General features: G+C 72.9%; 14 protein-coding genes and 2 pseudogenes. 6 read left to right on the forward strand and 10 right to left on the reverse strand.

The window, feature by feature from the left end; all coding sequences use genetic code 11:
- The first annotated feature begins 17 nt into the window (after positions 1-17).
- From ABT232_RS29385 to ABT232_RS29395, 3 genes are all read left to right on the forward strand, one after another.
- Positions 18-1,901, forward strand: a complete 1,884-nt coding sequence (locus tag ABT232_RS29385) for a fumarate reductase/succinate dehydrogenase flavoprotein subunit (RefSeq protein WP_351845316.1) — start codon at positions 18-20, stop codon at positions 1,899-1,901.
- Positions 1,898-2,674 carry a succinate dehydrogenase/fumarate reductase iron-sulfur subunit gene (locus ABT232_RS29390; protein ID WP_351845318.1) on the forward strand — a complete coding sequence of 259 codons (777 nt, stop codon included), beginning with the start codon at positions 1,898-1,900 and terminating at the stop codon, positions 2,672-2,674. Before ABT232_RS29385 ends, ABT232_RS29390 begins: the two co-directional genes overlap by 4 nt.
- Before the next feature lie 99 nt (positions 2,675-2,773).
- Positions 2,774-4,417, forward strand: a complete 1,644-nt coding sequence (locus tag ABT232_RS29395) for a hypothetical protein (RefSeq protein ID WP_351845320.1) — start codon at positions 2,774-2,776, stop codon at positions 4,415-4,417.
- A gap of 291 nt (positions 4,418-4,708) precedes the next feature.
- Here ABT232_RS29395 and ABT232_RS29400 read toward each other — a convergent pair whose 3' ends face one another.
- From ABT232_RS29400 to ABT232_RS29425, 6 genes and pseudogenes are all read right to left on the reverse strand, one after another.
- Complete coding sequence (locus tag ABT232_RS29400; RefSeq protein ID WP_351845322.1) at positions 4,709-7,384, reverse strand: SpoIIE family protein phosphatase; 2,676 nt, start codon at positions 7,382-7,384, stop codon at positions 4,709-4,711.
- A gap of 257 nt (positions 7,385-7,641) precedes the next feature.
- Positions 7,642-8,050 (reverse strand): annotated as a pseudogene (locus ABT232_RS29405) (ATP-binding protein).
- Positions 8,051-8,233: 183 nt separating this feature from the next.
- Positions 8,234-8,644 carry a (deoxy)nucleoside triphosphate pyrophosphohydrolase gene (locus ABT232_RS29410; protein ID WP_351845326.1) on the reverse strand — a complete coding sequence of 137 codons (411 nt, stop codon included), beginning with the start codon at positions 8,642-8,644 and terminating at the stop codon, positions 8,234-8,236.
- A gap of 22 nt (positions 8,645-8,666) precedes the next feature.
- Positions 8,667-8,858, reverse strand: a complete 192-nt coding sequence (locus ABT232_RS29415) for an SPOR domain-containing protein (protein ID WP_351845328.1) — start codon at positions 8,856-8,858, stop codon at positions 8,667-8,669.
- Between the two features lie 390 nt (positions 8,859-9,248).
- On the reverse strand, positions 9,249-10,001 hold the full coding sequence (locus tag ABT232_RS29420) for a GntR family transcriptional regulator (RefSeq protein WP_351845330.1): 753 nt from the start codon (positions 9,999-10,001) through the stop codon (positions 9,249-9,251).
- Positions 10,002-10,148: 147 nt separating this feature from the next.
- Positions 10,149-11,357, reverse strand: coding sequence for a DUF4190 domain-containing protein (locus ABT232_RS29425; protein WP_351845332.1), 1,209 nt, complete (start codon positions 11,355-11,357; stop codon positions 10,149-10,151).
- A 90-nt stretch (positions 11,358-11,447) separates the two neighbouring features.
- Here ABT232_RS29425 and ABT232_RS29430 point away from each other — a divergent pair, with 90 nt between their 5' ends.
- Complete coding sequence (locus ABT232_RS29430) at positions 11,448-12,653, forward strand: serpin family protein (RefSeq protein WP_351845334.1); 1,206 nt, start codon at positions 11,448-11,450, stop codon at positions 12,651-12,653.
- A 16-nt stretch (positions 12,654-12,669) separates the two neighbouring features.
- Here the strand turns inward: ABT232_RS29430 and ABT232_RS29435 are convergent, their stop codons facing one another.
- Positions 12,670-14,256 (reverse strand): S8 family peptidase, encoded by a 1,587-nt coding sequence (locus ABT232_RS29435; protein ID WP_351845336.1) that lies wholly within the window; start codon positions 14,254-14,256, stop codon positions 12,670-12,672.
- A gap of 267 nt (positions 14,257-14,523) precedes the next feature.
- The gene (locus tag ABT232_RS29440; protein WP_351845338.1) at positions 14,524-15,354 is read right to left on the reverse strand and encodes an SDR family NAD(P)-dependent oxidoreductase; all 831 of its coding nucleotides are present in this window, start codon (positions 15,352-15,354) and stop codon (positions 14,524-14,526) included.
- Positions 15,355-15,443: 89 nt separating this feature from the next.
- Here ABT232_RS29440 and ABT232_RS29445 point away from each other — a divergent pair, with 89 nt between their 5' ends.
- The gene (locus ABT232_RS29445) at positions 15,444-16,409 is read left to right on the forward strand and encodes a LysR family transcriptional regulator (RefSeq protein ID WP_351845340.1); all 966 of its coding nucleotides are present in this window, start codon (positions 15,444-15,446) and stop codon (positions 16,407-16,409) included.
- Here the strand turns inward: ABT232_RS29445 and ABT232_RS29450 are convergent.
- Positions 16,398-18,420: pseudogene (locus tag ABT232_RS29450) on the reverse strand (DEAD/DEAH box helicase). The gene ABT232_RS29445 and the pseudogene ABT232_RS29450 overlap by 12 nt on opposite strands.
- Positions 18,421-18,770: 350 nt before the next feature.
- Between ABT232_RS29450 and ABT232_RS29455 the strand changes: the two are divergent.
- Positions 18,771-19,043, forward strand: a complete 273-nt coding sequence (locus tag ABT232_RS29455; RefSeq protein ID WP_351845342.1) for a hypothetical protein — start codon at positions 18,771-18,773, stop codon at positions 19,041-19,043.
- 118 nt (positions 19,044-19,161) lie between these two features.
- Here the strand turns inward: ABT232_RS29455 and ychF are convergent, their stop codons facing one another.
- Entirely contained in the window at positions 19,162-20,250 is a 1,089-nt protein-coding gene (gene ychF, locus ABT232_RS29460; protein WP_351845344.1) for a redox-regulated ATPase YchF, read from the reverse strand.
- Positions 20,251-20,593: the final 343 nt, after the last annotated feature.

Below are 20,593 nucleotides of genomic sequence, written 5' to 3' on the forward strand. Positions count from 1 at the left end.
ATGATCGGGGCCTTCTGATGTCCGTGGTCGAGCGGCAGGAGTGGGACGTCGTCGTGGTCGGGGCCGGCGGGGCGGGGCTCCGCGCCGCCATCGAGGCCCGCGAGCGCGGTGCCCGTACGGCCGTGATCTGCAAGTCGCTGTTCGGCAAGGCGCACACGGTGATGGCCGAGGGCGGCATCGCGGCGGCGATGGCCAACGCCAACGAGCACGACAACTGGCAGGTCCACCTCCGCGACACCCTGCGCGGCGGCAAGTTCCTCAACCAGTGGCGGATGGCCGAGCTGCACGCCCGGGAGGCACCGGACCGGGTGTGGGAGCTGGAGACCTGGGGCGCGCTGTTCGACCGTACGAAGGACGGCCGGATCTCGCAGCGCAACTTCGGCGGTCACGAGTACCCGCGCCTCGCCCACGTCGGCGACCGCACCGGCCTGGAACTGATCCGCACCCTCCAGCAGAGGATCGTCGCGCTCCAGCAGCGGGACTTCGCCGAGAGCGGGGACTACGAGTCCCGGCTGAAGGTCTTCCAGGAGTGCACGGTCACCCGGGTGCTCAAGGACGGCGAGCAGGTGTCCGGGGTCTTCGCCTACGAGCGGGAGACCGGCCGCTTCTTCGTCCTCCAGGCGCCCGCCGTGGTGATCGCCACCGGCGGCATCGGCAAGTCCTTCAAGGTGACGTCGAACTCCTGGGAGTACACGGGCGACGGCCACGCGCTGGCACTGCTCGCCGGGGCGCCGCTGCTGAACATGGAGTTCGTGCAGTTCCACCCGACGGGCATGGTCTGGCCGCCGTCGGTCAAGGGCATCCTGGTCACCGAGTCGGTGCGCGGCGACGGCGGGGTGCTCAGGAACTCCGAGGGCAAGCGGTTCATGTTCGACTACATCCCGGACGTCTTCAAGGAGAAGTACGCCGAGACCGAGGACGAGGCCGACCGCTGGTACGACGACCCCGACCACAACCGGCGCCCGCCCGAACTGCTCCCCCGCGACGAGGTGGCACGGGCCATCAACAGCGAGGTGAAGGAGGGCCGCGGCTCCCCTCACGGCGGTGTCTTCCTGGACGTGTCGACGCGGATGCCCGCCGAGGTGATCCGGCGCCGGCTGCCGTCGATGTACCACCAGTTCAAGGAGCTGGCCGACGTCGACATCACCGCCGAGGCGATGGAGGTCGGGCCTACCTGCCACTACGTGATGGGCGGCATCGCCGTCGACTCCGAGACGGCGGCGGCGCGCGGGGTGCCGGGGCTGTACGCGGCCGGTGAGGTCGCCGGCGGGATGCACGGCTCCAATCGGCTCGGCGGCAACTCCCTCTCCGACCTGCTGGTCTTCGGACGGCGGGCGGGCTGGCACGCGGCGGAGTACGCGCAGGCGGCGGCCGGCCGGCGCCCCGCCGTGGACGCCGGCCAGGTGGACGCGGCCGCCGAGGAGGCGCTGCGGCCGTTCTCGGTGACCGGCGAGAACCCGTACACCCTGCACCAGGAGCTCCAGCGCACCATGAACGACCTGGTCGGCATCATCCGCCGGGCCGGCGAGATGGAGCAGGCGCTCGAAGCCCTCGCCGAGCTGCGCGCCCGGGCGGCGCGGGCCGGCGTGGAGGGCCACCGCCAGTTCAACCCGGGCTGGCACCTGGCGCTCGACCTGCGGAACATGCTGCTGGTCAGCGAGTGCGTGGCCCGGGCGGCGCTGGAACGCACCGAGTCGCGCGGCGGCCACACCCGGGAGGACTTCCCGGCGATGGACCGGGCGTGGCGGCGGGTGAACCTGCTGTGCGCGCTCGCCGACGGCGGCGCGGACGATCTCGTCCTGACCCGGGAGACCACCGAACCCATCCGCCCCGACCTGCTCGCTCTGTTCGAGAAGGAGGAGCTGGTCAAGTACCTCGCCGAAGAGGAGCTGTACGAATGAGCGGCTACGAGGCCCGCTTCAAGGTGTGGCGGGGTGACACGGACGGCGGCGGCCTGGAGGACTTCCGGGTCGAGGTGAACGACGGCGAGGTGGTGCTGGACATCATCCACCGCCTCCAGGCGACCCAGGCGCCCGATCTCGCCGTCCGCTGGAACTGCAAGGCCGGCAAGTGCGGTTCCTGCTCGGCGGAGGTCAACGGACGGCCGCGGTTGCTGTGCATGACCCGGATGTCGGTGTTCGGCCGCGACGAGACGATCACGGTGACCCCGCTGCGGGCCTTCCCGGTCGTCCGCGACCTGGTCACGGACGTCGGCTTCAACTACCGCAAGGCCCGGGAGGTGCCCGCGTTCGTGCCGCCCGCCGGGGTGGGTCCGGGCGAGTACCGGATGATGCAGGAGGACGTCGACCGCTCGCAGGAGTTCCGCAAGTGCATCGAGTGCTTCCTGTGCCAGGACACCTGCCATGTGGTGCGTGACCACGAGGAGAACAAGGCGGCGTTCGCCGGTCCGCGCTTCCTGATGCGGATCGCCGAGCTGGACATGCATCCGCTGGACGCGGCCGCGGAGAGCGGGATCGACCGCAAACGGACCGCCCAGGACGAGCACGGCCTCGGCTACTGCAACATCACCAAGTGCTGCACGGAGGTCTGCCCCGAAGGCATCAAGATCACCGACAATGCGCTGATCCCGCTCAAGGAACGGGCCGTGGACCGCAAGTACGACCCGTTGGTCTGGCTCGGCTCCAAGATCAGGAGGCGTTCCTCGACGCAGTGAGCGGGCGGATCCCGGCGCGGGCGTCACCTCCGGGCGGGCGCACCGCCGGGGGACGCGCCCCGGTCGCGGTGCCGGAATCCTGCTCATACGCTCCGGAATGTGACGCCCTCCTTGATCCGGGGCCGCCCGCGGCGCGCGACCTCGCCCCTGTCCGCACGAGTGGCGCACGCCGTGCTGGGCGCGGTGGTCGCGGCGCTGTGGCTGGTGCTGCCGGGTATGACCACGGACACCGGCCGGCCCGCGGCGATCGCGCCCGGCGGGCGGGGGCCGAGCGCGACCGCCCAGCGGCAGGAGGTCGAGGAGACGGCCATCGCCGATCTCGTCCTGCCGCTGCTGGCGCTGGCCGCGGCGGTGGTGCTCGGCGCGTACGGCTACGCCCGGCGCGCACGGCGGACCCGCACCCGGACCACACCGGGCGCGCCGCCCGTCCGGCACACACCCGGCAGCCCGCTCGCCGAACCCGCCGAGCGCGCGCGGGACTCGCTGGTGGCGGCGGACGACTGGGTGCGCACCAGCCGCGAGGAGCTGGCCTTCGCCGCACTGCGCTCGGACGCGTCCGCCCTGGAGCCGTACACACGGGCGCTGCGGGCGGCGGAGGCCGAGCTGGCGGCCGCGTTCCGGATGCGGCGGCACTACGACGAGGGCATGCCCGCCGACGAGAGCGCCCGGCGGCAGGCGCTGGCCGGGATCTCCGGGCGGTGCGCGGAGGTGGGGCGGCTGCTGGACGAGGCGGCCCCCGGCTTCGACCGGCTGCGCGGCCTGGAGGTGGACCTCGGCGGGGCGCTGGAGACCGCGGAGGCACGGTTCCGGGAGCTGGCCGGACGCACGCAAGCGGCGGAGGCGGCCCTCGTCGGACTCGCGCAGCGCTATCCGGCCGCCGCGAGCGCGCCGGTCGTCGGCCATCCGGAGCAGGCCAAGGACCGCCTGGTGTTCGCCACGCTCCGGCTCAACCGGTCCCGCCAGTGCGCCGACCGCGGGGAGACGGCCCGCGCGATCGCCCACCTCCGCGCCGCCGAGGCAGCGGTGACCCAGGCGGAGACCTTCGTCACCGGCGTCACCCGCCTCGCCACGGAACTGACCGAGGCCACGACACTCGTTCCGGCCGCCCTGACGGGCGCGGAGACGGAACTGGCGGGGGCGCGGGAGAGGACGGCGGACCCTTCGACGCCTACGTCGGCCGGGGCCCGGGGAAAGCCCGCGGTCGGGCCCTCACGGGAGTTCTGGGAGCGGGACGGGCTGACCGCTGGAGAGCTGACCGTCGGGGAGGCGCGGGCGCGGTTGGCGCACGCGGATGCGGTGCTGGGCGTGGTGCGGGAGGAGGTGACGTCGGGGCCGTACGACCCGCTCGACGTGCTGCACCGGATCGTGCGGGTGACCGCGCCGGTCGCGGACGGGCGGGCGGGGGTGCTGGCGACCGCCGCGGCGCTGGTCGCCGGCAGCGCGGTCGCCGCCGCGGCGGACTTCGTCGGCACGCACCGGGGCGTGGTCGGCGCGGAGGCCAGGACCCTGCTGGCGGCGGCCGAGACCGCGGCCCCGCTGCCCGCCGAGGCCCTGGCGCGGCAGGCCCGGCACCTGGCCGAGCAGGACGTCCGTCTGCACGGCCACCCGGACACCACCCCCGGCACCGGCACCGGCGGAGCCCTCCTCGGCGGCATCCTCCTGTCCCCCGACCCGGACACCGCCCCGACCGCGAGCTTCGGCGGCCCCACAACCCGGGCGCGCCGGGCACCGGAGCCGTCGTAGAGCGGCAGGCGCGGCACCCAGCCCTTCGACGGCCCCACGACCCGAGCCCGCCGGGCACCCGAACCGCCGAAGGTCGCAACCGGCCCGGCACCTCGCCGAGCAGGACCTCCGTCCGCATGGCCACCCGGACACCACCCCCGGCACCGGCACCGGCGGAGCCGTCCTCGGCGGCATCCTCCTGTCCCCCGACCCGGACACCGCCCCGACCGCGAGCTTCGGCGGCCCCACAACCCGGGCGCGCCGGGCACCGCAGCCGCCGTAGGCACCTCGTGGAGCAGGGCGGCCGCCGGTTCAGAACAGGCTCAGCAACGCCTCCGCCGGGTCGACCAGTCCGTTCTCGCCGTCCGGCAGCGGTAGTTCGAACCAGACCGTCTTGCCGCGGTGGGTGCGCCGGGAGCCCCAGGCGGCGGAGAGCAGGCCGACGAGCTGGAGGCCCCGGCCGCCCTCGTCGGTGTCGCGGGCCCGGCGCCGGCGGGGCTGCACCAGGCCGGAGTCCCAGACCTCGCAGACCAGGGTGCGGTCCAGCAGCAGGCGGAGCCGGATCTCGCCCTCGCCGTACCGCAGCGCGTTGGTGACCAGCTCGCTGACCAGGAGTTCCGTGGTGTCGACGAGGGGTTCGAGGTCCCAGGACAGCAGTTGGCCGCGTGCGTACTCGCGGGCCCGGCCCACACTGCGGGGCTCGCGCGGCAGCGTCCAGTCGCCGACGGATTCGGTGGGCAGGCCCTGGACGCGGGCCATGAGGAGGGCGATGTCGTCCTCGCCGTGGTGGGTGTCGAGGGTGTTGAGGACGTGGTCGCAGACGTCCTCCAGCGGGCGGGCGGGATCGGTGAGCGCGCCGACGAACGCCTGGAGCCCTTCGTCCAGCGGGTGGTCGCGGGACTCCACCAGGCCGTCGGTGTAGAGCGCGAGCAGCGCGCCCTCGGGGAGTTCGACCTCCACCTCCTCGAACGGTTCGCCGCCCACACCGAGCGGCAGGCCCGGCGGCACGTCCAGCATCAGCGCCGGCTCGCCGGGTTCGACGAGGACCGGCGGCAGGTGACCGGCGTTGGCGAAGGTGCAGCGCCGGGTGACGCTGTCGTACACCGCGTACACGCAGGTCGCGAGGTACACCTCGGACAGGTCGGCCTCGCGGGGGCGGCGCGCGGCGCGGGTGGCCTGCTGGATGCCGCCGGGAGTGCCGAGGCCGCGGGCGATCTCGTCCAACTGGGAGAGGACCTCGGCGGGTTCGAGGTCCAGTTGGGCCAGGGTGCGTACCGCCGTGCGGAGTTCGCCCATGGCGACGGCGGCGCGCAGGCCGCGGCCCATCACGTCGCCGACGACCAGCGCGGTGCGGTGGCCGGGCAGTTCTATGACGTCGAACCAGTCGCCGCCGACCTCGCTGGGCCGGCCGGTGGAGGCGTTGCCGGGCAGATAGCGGCAGGCGATGTCGAGGCCGGCGGCCACCGGGTCGCCGGGCGGGAGCAGGGACCGTTGCAGTATCAACGCGCGTTCGTGCTCGCGCCGGTAGAGACGGGCGTTGTCGATGCACACGGCGGCGCGCGCGGCCAGTTCCACGGCGAGGTCGCGGTCCCGGTCGCCGAACGGCTCGCTGCCCTTGGTCCGGGCGAACTGCGCGAGTCCGACGACGGTGTCGTGGGCGACCATCGGCACGGCGAGGGTGGACTGCACGAGTCCGCCCTCCTCCGCCGGGACGAGGCGCGGGCGGGCGGTGCGCAGGGCGTCCGCGCCGGGCGAGTTGAACGGGTAGTGGTGGACGGCGCCGACCTTGACGGGCTTTCCGGTGCCGGTGAAGGGGGCGTCGGAGACGGCGCTGGCGAAGGCGACCCTGCGCAGTTCGGCGCTGCCGTCGGGCAGGCCGGGCGGGGTCTCGTCGCCGGCGAGGAGGCCTTGGTAGAGGTCGACGGTCGCCAGGTCGCAGAAGCCGGGGACGACGACGTCGAGGAGTTCGCGGGCGGTGGTCTCCAGGTCGAGGGAGTTGCCGATGCGCGCGCCGGCCTCGTTGAGCAGCGCGAGATTGCGCCGGGCGGCGGCGGCCTCGCGGGCGGCGGCGCGACGGGCGGTGATGTCGGTTCCGAGCCAGGCGACGCCGATGGGACGGCCGCTGCCGCTGTGCACCCGGTAGAGGTTGACGGACCAGTGCCGCCGCTCGTCGGAGCCGGGCACGAAGCCGGTGACGTGCATGTCGGTGATGGAGTCGCCGGTCTCCAGGACCCGGCGCAGGGTGGCGGAGACCCGCTCGGCCTCGGCGCGCGGCAGGTAGTCGTGGACGCCCTTGCCGTGGTGGTCGTCGGGGGTGCCGCCGAAGATGGAGGCGAACCGCTGGTTGGCGCGGCGCACCCGCAACTCGGTGTCGATCAGCAGGAATCCGAACGGAGATTGACCGAATATCGCCTGCGAGGCGGCGAGATCGGTCTCGATGCTGCGCAGCACCCGGACGTCGACGACGATGCAGACCGCGGCCTTCTCGCCGTCCTCGGTCCGTGTCGGCATCACATAGACCTCGGCGAGCCCGTCCTGTCCCCGTCCGCCGTCCGGGTCGGGGGTGCGGAAGGGGACCACGCCGGTCCACTCCCGTCCGTCCAGGATCTCGGCCATCTTGCGCTGGCCGCGCTCGCGCAGATCGGGGTCGATGAACGCCTCTATGGGGTCCATGCCGACGGCCCGTTCGGCCGGGATGCCGAAGAGCTGCTCGGCGCGCAGACTCCACTGGTCCACCAGCCCGTCGGGGCCGATGGAGAAGGAGGCGACCTTGATGTAGTCGTAGATCGAGCCGGGTGGACTGCTCTGCCACAGCGCCTCGACGGGCGCCCCCGGTGCGGCCGCGCCCATGGCCGCCGCGGGCATCGGGGCCCGCCCGGCCGCCCCGGAGCCCATGGCGTCCGCCGCGGCCGCGGCATCCGCGGCCGCGGCCCTCGCGCCGTCCGACGGGTCCTCGGACTCCGTGGCCTTCGCTGGTATCTCGCTCACGCGAACCGTCCCCTCCAGCTCACCGCGTCCGGTACCGGTCACCGGGGGCGGCTGCCCGCAGTATCCAGCACTACGGCGCCGCGCAACACGGTGTTCACGATCACAGCTCGGTCCAGGTGTTTTTCGGACCGGACCGCGCAAACACTTCCAGTCTTCTAACCAGGCAACACGCCCTCGAATCACGTGGTCGGCGACGGGCTGGTGGCCTGTTCCGCGCGCTGGGACAGCAGTGCGAAGGCGACGGCCGGCTCCGGCGTTCAGGCCGGCACCGCGAGTTCGAACCAGACCGTCTTGCCGGCGTCGCCGGCGCGGCTGCCCCAGCGCCGCGAGGAGGAGGCGACCAGTTGCAGGCCGCGTCCGCTCTCGTCCTCGGGGCGGGCGGCGCGTTCGCGGGGCGGGTCGGGCAGCGGGTCGGAGACCTCCACCAGGAGGGCACCGGGCAGGCAGACCGGACGGGTCAGCCGGACGCCGATGGGGCCGGTGGCGTGCCGCAGGGCGTTGGTCACCAGCTCGCTGACCAGCAGGGCGGCGATGTCGGCGACGCTGTCCAGACCCCAGCCGTGCAACTGGCCGCGGACGACGGAGCGGGCGGTGCGCACGGCTCCCGGATCCGCGGGAAACGTCCACTCGGCGCAGTCGCCTTCGGTGTCCAGCACTGCCGATCACATCCCAGGCAGGTGAGCCCCAACCATGTCCGGTTTCGTGGGGTTAATGGGCCCATACCCGATATCCGGGGCGCGGTACCGCATCCGAGGGCGCGCTGTGGCACGAACGGCGTACCGGGGGCAGAGGGCGCGCTCGGCGCCGACGGCTCACGGACACCGGCCGGCGCACTCCCCCGCCCGCCCGCTACTCCAAGGCCCTGTCCAGCCGGCCGGCGACCTCGCGCACCGCCGGAACGTCCTGCTCCAGCCAGTCCACGTCCCAGATCTCGGCGGGCGCCAGCCAGCGCAACGCGTCATGGTCCTGAAGGGGCTCGGGCGGGGCGGACCCGGGCCGCAGCCGCGCGGTCCAGACGTGCAGGACGTACGGCGGCCGCAGGGGCCACTCGCCCGGTACGCGCTCGACGGTCTCGGAGTCGACGCCCAGCTCCTCGCGCAGCTCCCGCACCAGGGCGCCGTCCGGCCTCTCGCCGGGCTCGACCTTGCCGCCGGGCAACTCCCAGCGGCCGGCCAGCTCCGGGGGCGCGCTGCGGCGCGCGGCGAGCAGGCGGCCGTCGTCGATCAGGGCGGCTCCGACCACCACGGTCCGTCGCGTCATGGACCGGAGCCTACCGGGGTGATCAGTTGACGATGTCGTCCGTGCCCTGGTCGATCCGCTGGACCCAATAGAGCTGCTTGTGCCCGCGGTTGTCGAGACTGTCGGCGATCTTCTGCGCCTCGGCACGGGTCGCGTACCGGCCCACGCGGTAGCGATTGCCGTTGTCGTCCTGGCGTATGACGAGCCAGGGAAGAGTGACCGTGCTGTCGTTCATCCCACCCCTCCGCTTCCCGCCCTCGCCCTGCGCGCCGCGCCCGCTGAGGAAACCGCAATCCGCATATGCCCGAGCCTACGCCTAACCTTCACGGAGCGAATACGCCTTTTCACGAAGAGGTACGCAACAAGCCAGGGCCGAGGGGGCGCACGGCATCGAACGCGCCGTCGACGCCGAACGTCGCGTCCGGTGGGCGGCATCGCCGCCATCTCCTGGGCGACCTGCGAGAACGACGGAAAATCGGCGCATCGGAAGCGGTCGGCGCGGCCTTCCCGGGCGGGGCTGTGCCACGGGCAACTGCCCCGAGGGCGTGCGCCCTCGGACACCTGTGCGCTCCTGTGGCGGACGTGGCCTCGGGGGGCGTACGCCCGGCCGCGACCGCCGCCCGCGCTACTTGACCGGCAGGTGGTACGCCACCTGGTAGCGGTCCGCCGGGACGACCACGTCGGCGGTCTCCACGGGGCGGCCGGAGGCGTAGAAGGTGCGGTGGACGACCAGGACGACATGGCCGGGGACGCCGCCCAGCGCGAGCAGTTCCTCCGCGAGGCCGGGGCGGGCGCCGACCTCCTCGGTGACGTTGTCCACGATCACGTCGATGGCGGCCATGCGCTCGACGACGCCCATGCCGCCCAGCGGGCCCTCCTCGGGCAGCATCACCGGGGTGCGGCCGGTGACGGCGAGGGGCTCCCAGGAGGTCGAGAGCATCATCGGCTCGCCGCCCTCCCGGTAGAGGTACCGGGTGCGCATCACGCGGTCGCCGGGCCGGATCGCCAGCCGCTCCGCGATCAGCCCGCTGGCCTCGGCCTGCTCGCTGCTGGACTCCCAGGTGCCGCGTGCGGCGGCGTCGGCCTGCTCCTGCCGGAACGGGGTCGCGGTGTCGGCGGGGCGGAAGCCGGAGCGGGCAATCCGGCGGGGCACCGGCCGCTCGCGCACATAGGTCCCGGACCCCGAGCGGCCCTCCACCAGCCCTTCGGCCATCAGCACCTTGCGCGCCTCCAGCGCCACCGTGTCCGAGACGCCGTACTCCTCGCGGATCCGGGCCTGCGAGGGGAGGCGGGTGTGGGGTGGCAGCTGACCGTCGACGATCTTCTTGCGGAGATCACCCGCGACGCGCAGGTACGCCGGCTGCTCACCGAATGTCACTGGCCGCTCCCATCAGGTTGTACAGACAGCAACAGCGTGGCAACCGTAGGTTGTGCCGGGCAAGCGGAGGCCAGAGAATCACTCGATGTGATGACATGAGCCGGGGAGGGGCTTTACGCAGGCACTTTCTCCCCGGTATGGCGGCGCTCACACATCGAGGTCGCCACCGCTGTCGCCGCCGCTCTCGTCACCGCTGTCGTAGTCGTACTCCGGCGGGCTGGAGTCCAGGCCCAGTGCCTCGCGCACGTCGATCGTGGTCGCGCCGTCGTAGAACGCGTACCCGGTGTCGTAGTGCTCGTAGAAGGTGTCCGGGTCGGTCGCGGTCGCCGCCTTCGCCCAGTGCTCGCGGGCCGTCTCCAGCTCCTTCACCAGGTCCGCGACGGGACGCTCGGCGCCGGCGGGCCAGGTGTGGCCGTCGAGCGCCTCGGTCTGGGCGGCGAGCGCGTCGCGGACCTCGCCGGCCCACGCGGTGTTCGCGTCCAGGTCGTCCTCGGCGTAGGCGTCCGGCTCGCGCTCCAGGACCTCGTCCAGGTCGCGCACCGACTCCAGGTACGCCAGCTGGTCGGCGTCGAGGGTGGTCGCGTCGTTGCGCAGCGAGCCGGTCAGGGTGCCCTTCTCGTCGGTGTTGCCGAACATGCAGGTGATCTCGCGGTCGCCGAGGCGCCAGCTCTGCCGGGTCGGGGTGAGGTAGTAGACGTCGACGTGCTCGGGCAGCGCCCACAGGTCCAGGGCGTAGTCGCTCTGGAGCGTGTAGCACTTGTCCTCGGCCACGTCCGTGAGGTGGTCGTCACCCGGGAAGCCGCCCTCCGGCAGCGCGACCGAGGCGAACACCTCGCCGTCGTGCTCTCCGTCGCAGGGCACCACGTCGAGGTCGTAGGTGACGCCCTCCAGGCCGCCGGGCGAGTCGAAGCACTCGCCCTTCTCGACGGTGAGGGTGTCGCCGGCCGCGCCCTCCTTGAAGCCCTCCCAGAAGTCGCCGGCGATCCCCGTGGACAGCGACACCGCCCACAGCGCGAGCCCCACGGTCGAGAGCACCGAACCGGCGATCGCCATCCCCTTGCCGCGCTCGCCCTTGCGCTTGATCTGCCGCAGCGCGACGAGCCCCAGCACGAGCCCGACCGCCGGCAGGAAGCACAGCACGCCCAGCACGAGGGCGGCGATGGCGAGGCCGTTGACCGGGGGCTGCGACGGATAGGGGTACGGGTTCCAGCCATGGGGCGGGGGCGCGTAGGGGCCCTGCTGGTAGGGGCCCTGCTGGGAGGGACCCGGCGCGTACGGGCCCTGCGGGTGAGGAGCCGGGTACTGCCCCTGGGGGCCCTGGGACTGCTCGGGCCCCGGGGGCGGCGGTGTGGACACGGGTACCGTGCTCCTGACTCGGATCATGGGGTCAGATGAGGAACTGACGTACGACTGGCGCATCGTAAGCGGGAGACACGGGGGGCCGGAATGCGGGTCACGAATGCCACGATCCGGGCGGTCAACGGGCTCACCGCGCGCTGGGCGCGGACGGTCCGGGACGGCACGGTGTTCTCCGCGCCCGGCGTCTGGCCCCTGCTCGCCCTCCTCGCGGACGGCGCCGGAGGCCCGGCCCGGGACGAGTTGGCGGACGCGGTGGGGCTGCCCGCGGACGAGGCGGCCCCGGCGGCGCGGGAACTGCTCGCGGGGCTGGCGGCGCTGCCCGGCCTGGACGCGGCCGTGGGTCTGTGGACCCGGCGCACGCTGGAACTGCGCGAGGCCTGGCGGGCGGGGCTTCCCGAGGCGGCGCACGGGACGCTGACCGGGGACGTCGAAGCCGACCTGGCCGCCCTCGACGGCTGGGCGGCCGAGCGGACCGGCGGCCTGGTCGGCGGCATGCCGGTGCGGCTGACCGAGGAGACCCCGCTGGTGCTGGCCAGTGCGCTGGCGATGCGCACCCGATGGCTGCGGCCGTTCTCCGAGACGCCGCTGACGCCGGAGGCGGGCCCCTGGGGCGAGCGGACCCTGCTCGGGCTGTGGCGCGCGAGCGCCCTGCTGGACCGGGTCGGCGTCGCGGACACCCCGCACGGCCATGTCACCGAACTGAGGGTGCTGGGCGACAACGCCCTCGACGTCCATCTGCTGCTCGGCGAGGAGCACATGACGCCGGGCCAGGTGCTCCTCGCCGGCCTGGACGTCCTCGCGCGCCGCCACCCCGTGCTCCCCGGCTCGCTGCTGCCGTACGGCGAGGCGGGGCCGGGGCTGCGGGTGGTCCGGGAGCGCCGCGCGCGGCCCGAGCCGCCGACGCTGGAGGTGACGACCGCGGCGTACGACGTGGCCGGGAGCCACGATCTGCTGGCCCGGCCCGCGCTGTTCGGCCTGACCAGCGCGCGGGACGCCGAAGCGGGCCACTTCCCCGGCGTCAGCGCCGTCCCGCTGGCCGTCGGCTCCGCCGAGCAGGCGGCGACGGCCCGGTTCGGGGCACTGGGCTTCGAGGCGGCGGCGGTCACCGCGTTCACCGCCGTCGCCGGCGGCGTCCCGCACCTGCGTTTCCTCACCACCACCGTCGAGGCCGGCTTCGACCGCCCCTTCGGCTTCCTCGCCCTGCATCGGCACACGCGCCTCGTCCTCGCGGCGGGCTGGGTGACGGACCCGGAGCCCTTCCGCGAGGACGAGGACGAGAACGCCTACGGGTGACCGGAGTGCGGCGGCGTCAGAACTGGAGCGCCCAGGCGTCGACGCGTCCGGTGTCCAGGTTGGCGTTGTCGCTCACCCGGAGCTTCCAGGTGCCGTTGGCGGCCTCCGAGGAGGCGTTGACCGAGTAGGTGGTGTCGATGTTGTCCGCGCTGCCGCCGGTGCTGTAGCCCTTCAGCGTGTAGGCGGTGCCGTCGGGGGCGATCAGCTGGACCTGGAGGTCACCGATGTAGGTGTGCACGATGTGGACCTCGACGGCCAGCGTGGCGGGCGCGTTGCCGGAGACACCGGAGACGGTGATCGGCGACTCGACCGTGGAGTTGTCGCTGATCGTGTAGTCACCGGTGTTCTCGAACCGCGGTCCGGGCGGGGTCGTGGTGCCGCCGCCGACGTGGAGCAGGCGGTTGGGCGAGCCGGTGCCCGGGCTGGTGACGACGTTCGGGGTCGCGGCGGTGGTCAGCGCCGTGGACACCTGGGCCGGTGTGGCCGTCGGGTTGTCGGCGAGGTAGAGCGCCGCCGCGCCGGCGACGTGCGGGGCCGCCATCGACGTACCGGAGATGGTGTTGGTGGCGCTGTCGCCGGTGCTCCAGGCGGAGGTGATGGACGAGCCCGGGGCGAAGAGGTCGAGGACCGTGCCGTAGTTGGAGTAGCTGGCGCGGGCGTCGGTGCTGGTGGTCGCGCCGACCGTGATCGCCTCCGTCACGCGGGCCGGCGAGCGGGTCGAGGCGTTGGTGTTCTCGTTGCCGGCCGCCACCGCGAAGGTGACGCCGGAGGCGACGGCGTTGCGGACGGCGGTGTCGATCGCGGTGTCGGCGCCGCCGCCGAGGGACATGTTCGCGACGGCGGGCTTGACCGCGTTCCGGGCGACCCAGTCGATGCCGGCGACGACCTGCGCGGTCGTACCGGATCCGGAGTTGTTCAGCACCCGGACGCCGACGATCTTCGCCTTCTTGGCGACGCCGTGCAGGGTGCCCGCGACGGTGCCCGCGACATGGGTGCCGTGACCGTGGCCGTCCTGGGCGGTGTTGTCGTTGTCGACGGCGTCGTAGCCGTAGGAGGCACGGCCGCCGAAGTCGCTGTGGGTGATGCGGACGCCGGTGTCGATGACGTACGCCGTCACGCCCTGCCCGGCGGAGTCCGGGTAGGTGTACGAGTTGTTCAGCGGGAGCGCGCGCTGGTCGATGCGGTCCAGGCCCCAGGAGGGCGGGCTGGGCTGGGTGGCCTGGATGCCGAGGACGCGGTCCTGGGCGACGGAGGCGACGGCCGGGTCGGCGGCGAGACGTTTCGCCTCGGACTCGGAGGCCTCGATCGCGTAGCCGTTGAGGGCCTTGGTGTAGGTGCGCTCGATGGTCGCGCCGTACTTCGCGGCCAGCGCGCGGCCCGCGGCGGTGCCGGAGCGGGCCCGGTCCGCCTTCAGGGTCACGATGTAGCTGCCGTCGACGGCGTTCGCCGCGTCCTCGTACTGGATGCGGCCGTCGGCCGCGGCCGGTGCCGCGCCGGCGGGCAGGGCCGAGACCAGGCCCGCGGCGAGCGCCGCGGTGCTCGCGACGGCGATCGCGGCCAGTCTTCGCCGGGTGGTGCGGTGGGGAGTACGCATCACTGCCATCTGGGGGATCCTCCACGATCGGTGGTGCGCCGGTGGGGGTGGTGCACGGATCCTGAGCACGGCGAGAGGGCATGGACATGCCAAGCTGACGGACACATCGGGCCCCTGTGCCTCACCTGTGCGTCAGCCGAAAGATTGAGGCCTCCACAGGAATTGCACAAGGGCCCTGCACACACGTAACAGACGCGCCATACGGCGTTTATGACGTGCCGTCACCCCGCCCGGTGGCGGACCGCGCCGCCGGACGGGGCTCGCGCCGGCGTCGGATCAGGCGTCGAAGCCGGTGTCGCGGGCGCGCTTCTCCCAGGCCGTCACGTCGTCCCGCACCTGGTCGAGGTGGCCGAGGACGCCGGTGACCGCGTCGTCGCCGAGCGGCAGGCGCAGCGGGGTCCGCTCGGCCTCCAGAGCGGCGCGGATCAGCGCGGCCGCCTTCGCCGGGTCACCGGCCTGGGTGCCGTCGCCGCCCGCCACGAACCCACGGGTCTGCGTCACCTTCGCGTACACCCCGCTGTCCGCGCTGAATCCGGCCCGGTTGCCCTCGAACAGCGAGGTGCGGAAGGCGCCGGGCTCCACGATCAGCACCTTGACGCCGAACTCCGCCACCTCGTCGGCGAGCGCCTCCGCCATGCCCTCCAGCGCGAACTTCGTCCCGCTGTACCCGGCGAAACCGGCGAACGACAGCTGCCCGCCCACGCTGCTCATCTGCACGATCGCGCCCGAGCGCCGCTCGCGCATGTGCGGCAGCACCGCCCGGGTGAGCGCGGCGGGCCCGAAGACATGCAGGTCGAACAGGGCCCGCAGCTCCTCGTCCGTGGTCTCCTCGAAGGCGCCGACATGGGTGCGGCCGGCGTTGTTGACCAGCACGTCGATCCGCCCGTGCCGGGCCACCACGTCCCGGACCGCCGCCTCGGCGCCGCCGATGTCCGTGACGTCCAGGCGCAGCGCCTCCATCTGGTCCGGGTGCGCCTTCACGAGGTCGTCCAGCGCCTCCGTGCGCCGCGCCGCCCCCACCACCACGTCGCCGGCGGCCAGCGCCGCCTCGGTGATCGCCCGCCCGAAACCGCTGCTCGCGCCCGTGATCAGCCAGACCTTGCTCATGTCTCCTCCTCGGCATGTCCTGGTAACGCGAACAAGCCTGTGCCAGAAGGGAGTTGTGCGTCCAAGATTTTCGGTGATAACCGTGGGGCATGACGACGGACGTGCACGGACGGGACCTGCGCTACTTCCTCGCCGTCGCCGAGGAACTGCACTTCACCCGCGCCGCCGAGCGGCTGTACGTCTCGCAGCCCGCGCTCAGCAAGCAGATCCGGGCGCTGGAACGGCAGCTCGGTGTCGAGCTGTTCCGGCGCGACCGGCACAGCGTGGCGCTCACCTCGGCGGGCGAGGCGCTGCTGCCGCACGCCCGGCGGGTGCTGGACGCCTGGGCCGGCGGTTCGGCCGCCGTCGCCGAGGCCCGGGCGGCGCAGCGGACCACGCTGGTGGTCGGCATGAGCACCAGCCCCGGACGCGGCGGTCTCCTCCCGGCGATCCGCTCCCGTTTCACGGCCGCGCACCCGGAGGCCACCGCACGGCTCCGCCAGGTCGTCTGGGACGACCCGAGCGCGGGACTCGCGGACGGCACCGCGGACGTCGCCTTCGTCTGGCTCCCCCTGCCGGACCAGGACCGCTTCGCCTGGACGGTGGTCGCCGAGGAACCGCGCCTGGTCGCCCTCCCCGACTCCCATCCCCTCACCGCCCGCGCCGAGATCGACTTCACCGACCTCCTCGACGAGCCGTTCCTCGCGCTGCCCGCCGCCGCGGGCCCGCTGCGCGACCACTGGCTCGCCCTGCCGGACCGCGCGGGCCGCCCGCCGCGCATCGGCGCGGAGATCGCCAGTACCGAGGAGACGTACGAGGCCCTGGTCGCCGGCCTCGGCATCTGCCTGGTCGCGGCGGGCAACGCCCCCCTGATCACCCTCGGCGGCGTCACCACCCGCCCGGTCCGCGGCCTGTCCCCGACCCGGTACGCCCTCGCCTGGCGCCGGGAGGACAGCGACCGCCCCCTGGTACGGGCGTACGCGGAGGCGTGCCGGCGGGCGGTGGAACGGGGGGCGGAACCGGGGGCCCCGTACGGCGGTCCGCGCGACGGCGAAAGACCGCGCTCAGCCCTCTGACCGGGCCGGACCTCCGGCTGTGGGCGTCCCGCCCGTCATCCCGAGGCGGGCCTGTTCCTCCTCGACGATCCGGCGGGCCAGCTCGGTGTCCGACACGTCGACCGCGTCCGGGGTGGCCTCGGCCACGGCGCTGCGGCGGGCGTAGGCATCGAACAGACGGGTCTTCTCCTTCAGCATCTCGACCATGCGCTCGTCCACTCCCCCGGTGGCGAGAAGGCGATGCACGCGAACCGGCCTGACCTGGCCCATGCGGTGGGACGCCGCCGGTGAGCGGACCGAACATCGCGGTCCCCGCGGCGACGCCCGCGGCGAGCGCTTCCCCCACCACACCCAGGACGTCCCTGAAGTGGGAGAAGACCACCGTCTTCTGCCCGTTCTCGCCGGCCTCCTGGACGATCTCGCGGAGCCGGCCCAGCTTGGCCGACTTCTCGGGGCGCATGTACGCGGCCCTGCGCATCGCCATGAAATTGCCGGCGCGCACGGCGTCGCGGTACGCCTCCTCGTCCGACGCGCTCGGCTCCTCCCACTCGTCGGTCCGCTGAAGACTCGGAAGTTCCGTCAGCACGTCCTCCTGATTGCGCCTCAGATAGACCGGGGCGACCGCCTTGCGGAACGCGACCGAGCCGGCCGACGCGTCCCCCTCCTCGAGGCTGTCCGCGACGCCTTCGTCGAGCATCCGGACCAGGTTGCGAAACTCCACGACGCGGTTCTCCATCGGGGTTCCGGTCATGAACAGGCTGCGCTCGCAGCGCTCCGCCCACAGAGCGACCGCCTGGGACCGCTTGGCCTTCGGGTTCTTCACGCTGTGCGCCTCGTCGACGACGAGCAGTCCCACCTCCCCGCCGCCCGGCGCCGGAAATTCGCGCAGCGCGTCGAAGGTGGTGACCCCCACCCCGCCCCGCCCCTTCCAGTCGGCGAACGCCTCCTGCCGGTCCGGGCCGTGGAGCAGCATGACGCGAAGCGCGCTGCGGGCCTCGACCTCCCGGGTCCAGTTCACGAGGACGCTCGCCGGGCAGACCACCATGAAGTGGCTCTGCCCCTCTGCGGCCAGGTGCGCCAGCACGGCGATCGCCTGGACGGTCTTCCCGAGCCCCATCTCGTCGCCGAGGATCACCTTGCGCTGGGCGAGCACGAAGCGCGCGCCGAACTCCTGGTAGCCGCGCAGGGAGACCCGCCGGCAGGAGTCGTCCAGCTGCTGGGTGCGGACCCGCTCGGCGATCCCCTCCGGCAGGAAACCCTCGGCGGCCGCCGCGTCCGGCAGCCGCCTGGAGATCTCGGCGAGCAGGCTGTAGTACTCGGCGGAGCGGAGCTCGAAGTCCACCCAGGCCGCGACGTCGGACGGGAGCCCGCGCAGCAGGTCCACCGACGCCTGGGCGATCAGCTCGGGCAGGCCCGAGCGCACCGCCTCGTCCACCAGCGAGCGGATCTCGGCCACCGCCGCCAGAGCCCGCGCCCGCTTCTCCTGGCCGGCCAGGAGCATCCTGAGACGCCCGGCAGCGGGCCGTGCCTCGTCCAGCGACCGGCCGAGCCGCTCCGACAGGGCCGCGGCGCGGTCCACCGCGCGCCGGGCGTCCGGCCCCGCGTCCACCAGCACGTGCAGGGCCCTGACGAGAGCGGTGGTCTCCGGCTCCGGCCGGTCCACGTCGATGTGGACGGCCACGGTCTCGTGCACGGCCTCGGAGAGCCGCCGTGCCGCGGCGAGGATCTGGTCGACCGTGCGCTGCCCGACACCGTTGATCTGGCGCAGACGATAGGGGCCCGCTTCGAGGACGCGGCCGACCGTGGTGAGACCGTCCTTCTCGACGCCGCCCAGCCGCAGGCGTCCTTCCGTGACGTCCTGGAGCCGCGCCACGGGGATGGCGTCGAGCTCGCGCAGGACCGCGGCGTCATGGATCGGCTTGAGCGCCGCCCGCACCGCCTCGACCGCTGTGCCGTGGTCGCCGAGCACCGCCTGCGCCGCGTCGTACAGTCGCGCTCCCCGCGCGACCGCCTCCCGCTCACCCCGCCCCACGCTCCCCGCCCCTCATCCGCAGTCCCCGCATCCTCCCACCGCGAAGCGGGCGTCAGACTTGGCGGCGGAGCACGCGGCAGATCCGGCACGACCCAGCCCACCCGTCGAGCCGCCAGGAGTGGGAAGAGCGCGAGATCAACCGGATCATCGACGAACGCTTGGCCAACCCGGCGCCCGGCATCCCGATCGAGGACATCATGAGGGAGACGCTGGCGTCTACACACCTGATCCCGGCTGCATGAGGCGGCTCGCCGGCGGCCGCGAGATCGAGGTGTCGGGTTGCGAGCGGGGCGGCTGCACGGAGGCCGAGGACGAGGACCCCGGCTGCTTCCGCCTCTACGATCCAGCTCATGATCAAGCTGACGTGGGCACTCGTGGCCGAGCATGCGGACGAGTGGACCGGGAGTGATGTGGCGCAGGGAGTGGCCGTCCTCGAAGCCAGGCTGGGGGCAGTGGTCGACGCGAGCGGCATGAATCCGCAGGCCATACGGCATTGGCGGACGGAGTTCCTCGCGCCTGTGGTCGAATCCCTGCGCACCGAGGGGACCGATGCTCTCGCGCGGGGCGAGACATGGAGCAAGGCGGCCGGACCGATCCTCGCCTGCGCCTCCACAGTCGGCTGAACATCATCCACCGCAAGGTCCGACTGTCACGACGGTGGCCGACTTCATCGCGGACGCTACGGACAGCAAAGCTCCCTGACTTGCGTCGCCGCAGGTCAGGGAGCCTCTGAAGGGTCGCTCAGACGTTGAAGCGGAACTCCACCACGTCCCCGTCCTGCATCACGTAGTCCTTGCCCTCCATGCGCGCCTTGCCCTTGGCGCGGGCCTCGGCGACCGAGCCGGTTTCCACCAGGTCGTGGAAGGAGATGACCTCGGCCTTGATGAAGCCCTTCTGGAAGTCGGTGTGGATGACACCGGCGGCCTCGGGGGCGGTGGCGCCCTTCTTGATGGTCCAGGCGCGGGATTCCTTCGGGCCGGCCGTGAGGTAGGTCTGGAGGCCGAGGGTGTCGAAGCCGACCCGGGCGAGGGTGGCGAGGCCCGGCTCCTCGGCGCCGACGGACTCCAGGAGCTCCATGGCGTCCTCCTCGTCCAGCTCGGCGAGGTCCGCCTCCAGCTTGGCGTTGAGGAAGATCGCCTCGGCGGGGGCGACCAGGGCGCGCTGCTCGTCCTTGAAGGCGTCGTCGGTCAGCTCGTCCTCGTCGACGTTGAAGACGTAGAGGAACGGCTTGGTGGTGAGCAGGTGCAGGTCGTGCAGGAGCTCGGCGCGCTCGCTGCCCTGCACGATGCCCTGCGAGAAGAGGGTGTCGCCCTTCTCCAGGATCTCCTTGGCCTCCTCGACGGCCTTCACCTTCGGCGCGATGTCCTTCTTGATCCGCGATTCCTTCTGGAGGCGCGGCAGGACCTTCTCGATGGTCTGGAGGTCGGCGAGGATCAGCTCGGTGTTGATCGTCTCGATGTCGTCCTTGGGCGAGACCTTGCCGTCGACGTGGACGACGTTCTCGTCCTTGAAGGCGCGGATGACCTGGCAGATCGCGTCGGACTCACGGATGTTCGCGAGGAACTTGTTGCCCAGGCCCTCACCCTCGGAGGCGCCGCGCACGATGCCCGCGATGTCGACGAAGTCGACCGTCGCCGGCAGGACCCGCTGGGAGCTGAAGATCTCCGCCAGCTTGGTCAGCCGCGCGTCGGGGACACCGACCACGCCGACGTTCGGCTCGATCGTGGCGAACGGGTAGTTGGCCGCCAGCACGTCGTTCTTGGTCAGGGCGTTGAACAGGGTCGACTTGCCGACATTCGGCAGACCGACGATTCCGATCGTGAGCGACACGTTGCGACTTCCCGTATGTGGTGAGGGCCAGGGGGCCAGGGACCGAGTGCTGCTGAGCGCGTACGAGACTGGCCGATCCCCCAGTCTACGGGGTGCCCGCGCGGCCCCGATGAGGTACCGAACGCTCATCAAGCGGGGGTCCACGGCGTGTCGGACGGCCTATTCGGCACATAAACCGACCTAAGTTGGGCCAGTGGAGCAACACAGGACACGCCCCCCGCAGCACGGACCGCGCCGCGGCACCCCGGCTCAGACGCCGGAGCCGGACTCCAGGGCCTCCAGCTCGGCCATCTCCTCGTCGAGCGTGCTGTCGTCGAGGGTGCTGTCGTCGTAGGCGCCCTCG

Origin of the sequence: Streptomyces sp. NPDC001532, from assembly GCF_040298625.1 — a bacterium.
Lineage (GTDB): Bacteria > Actinomycetota > Actinomycetes > Streptomycetales > Streptomycetaceae > Streptomyces.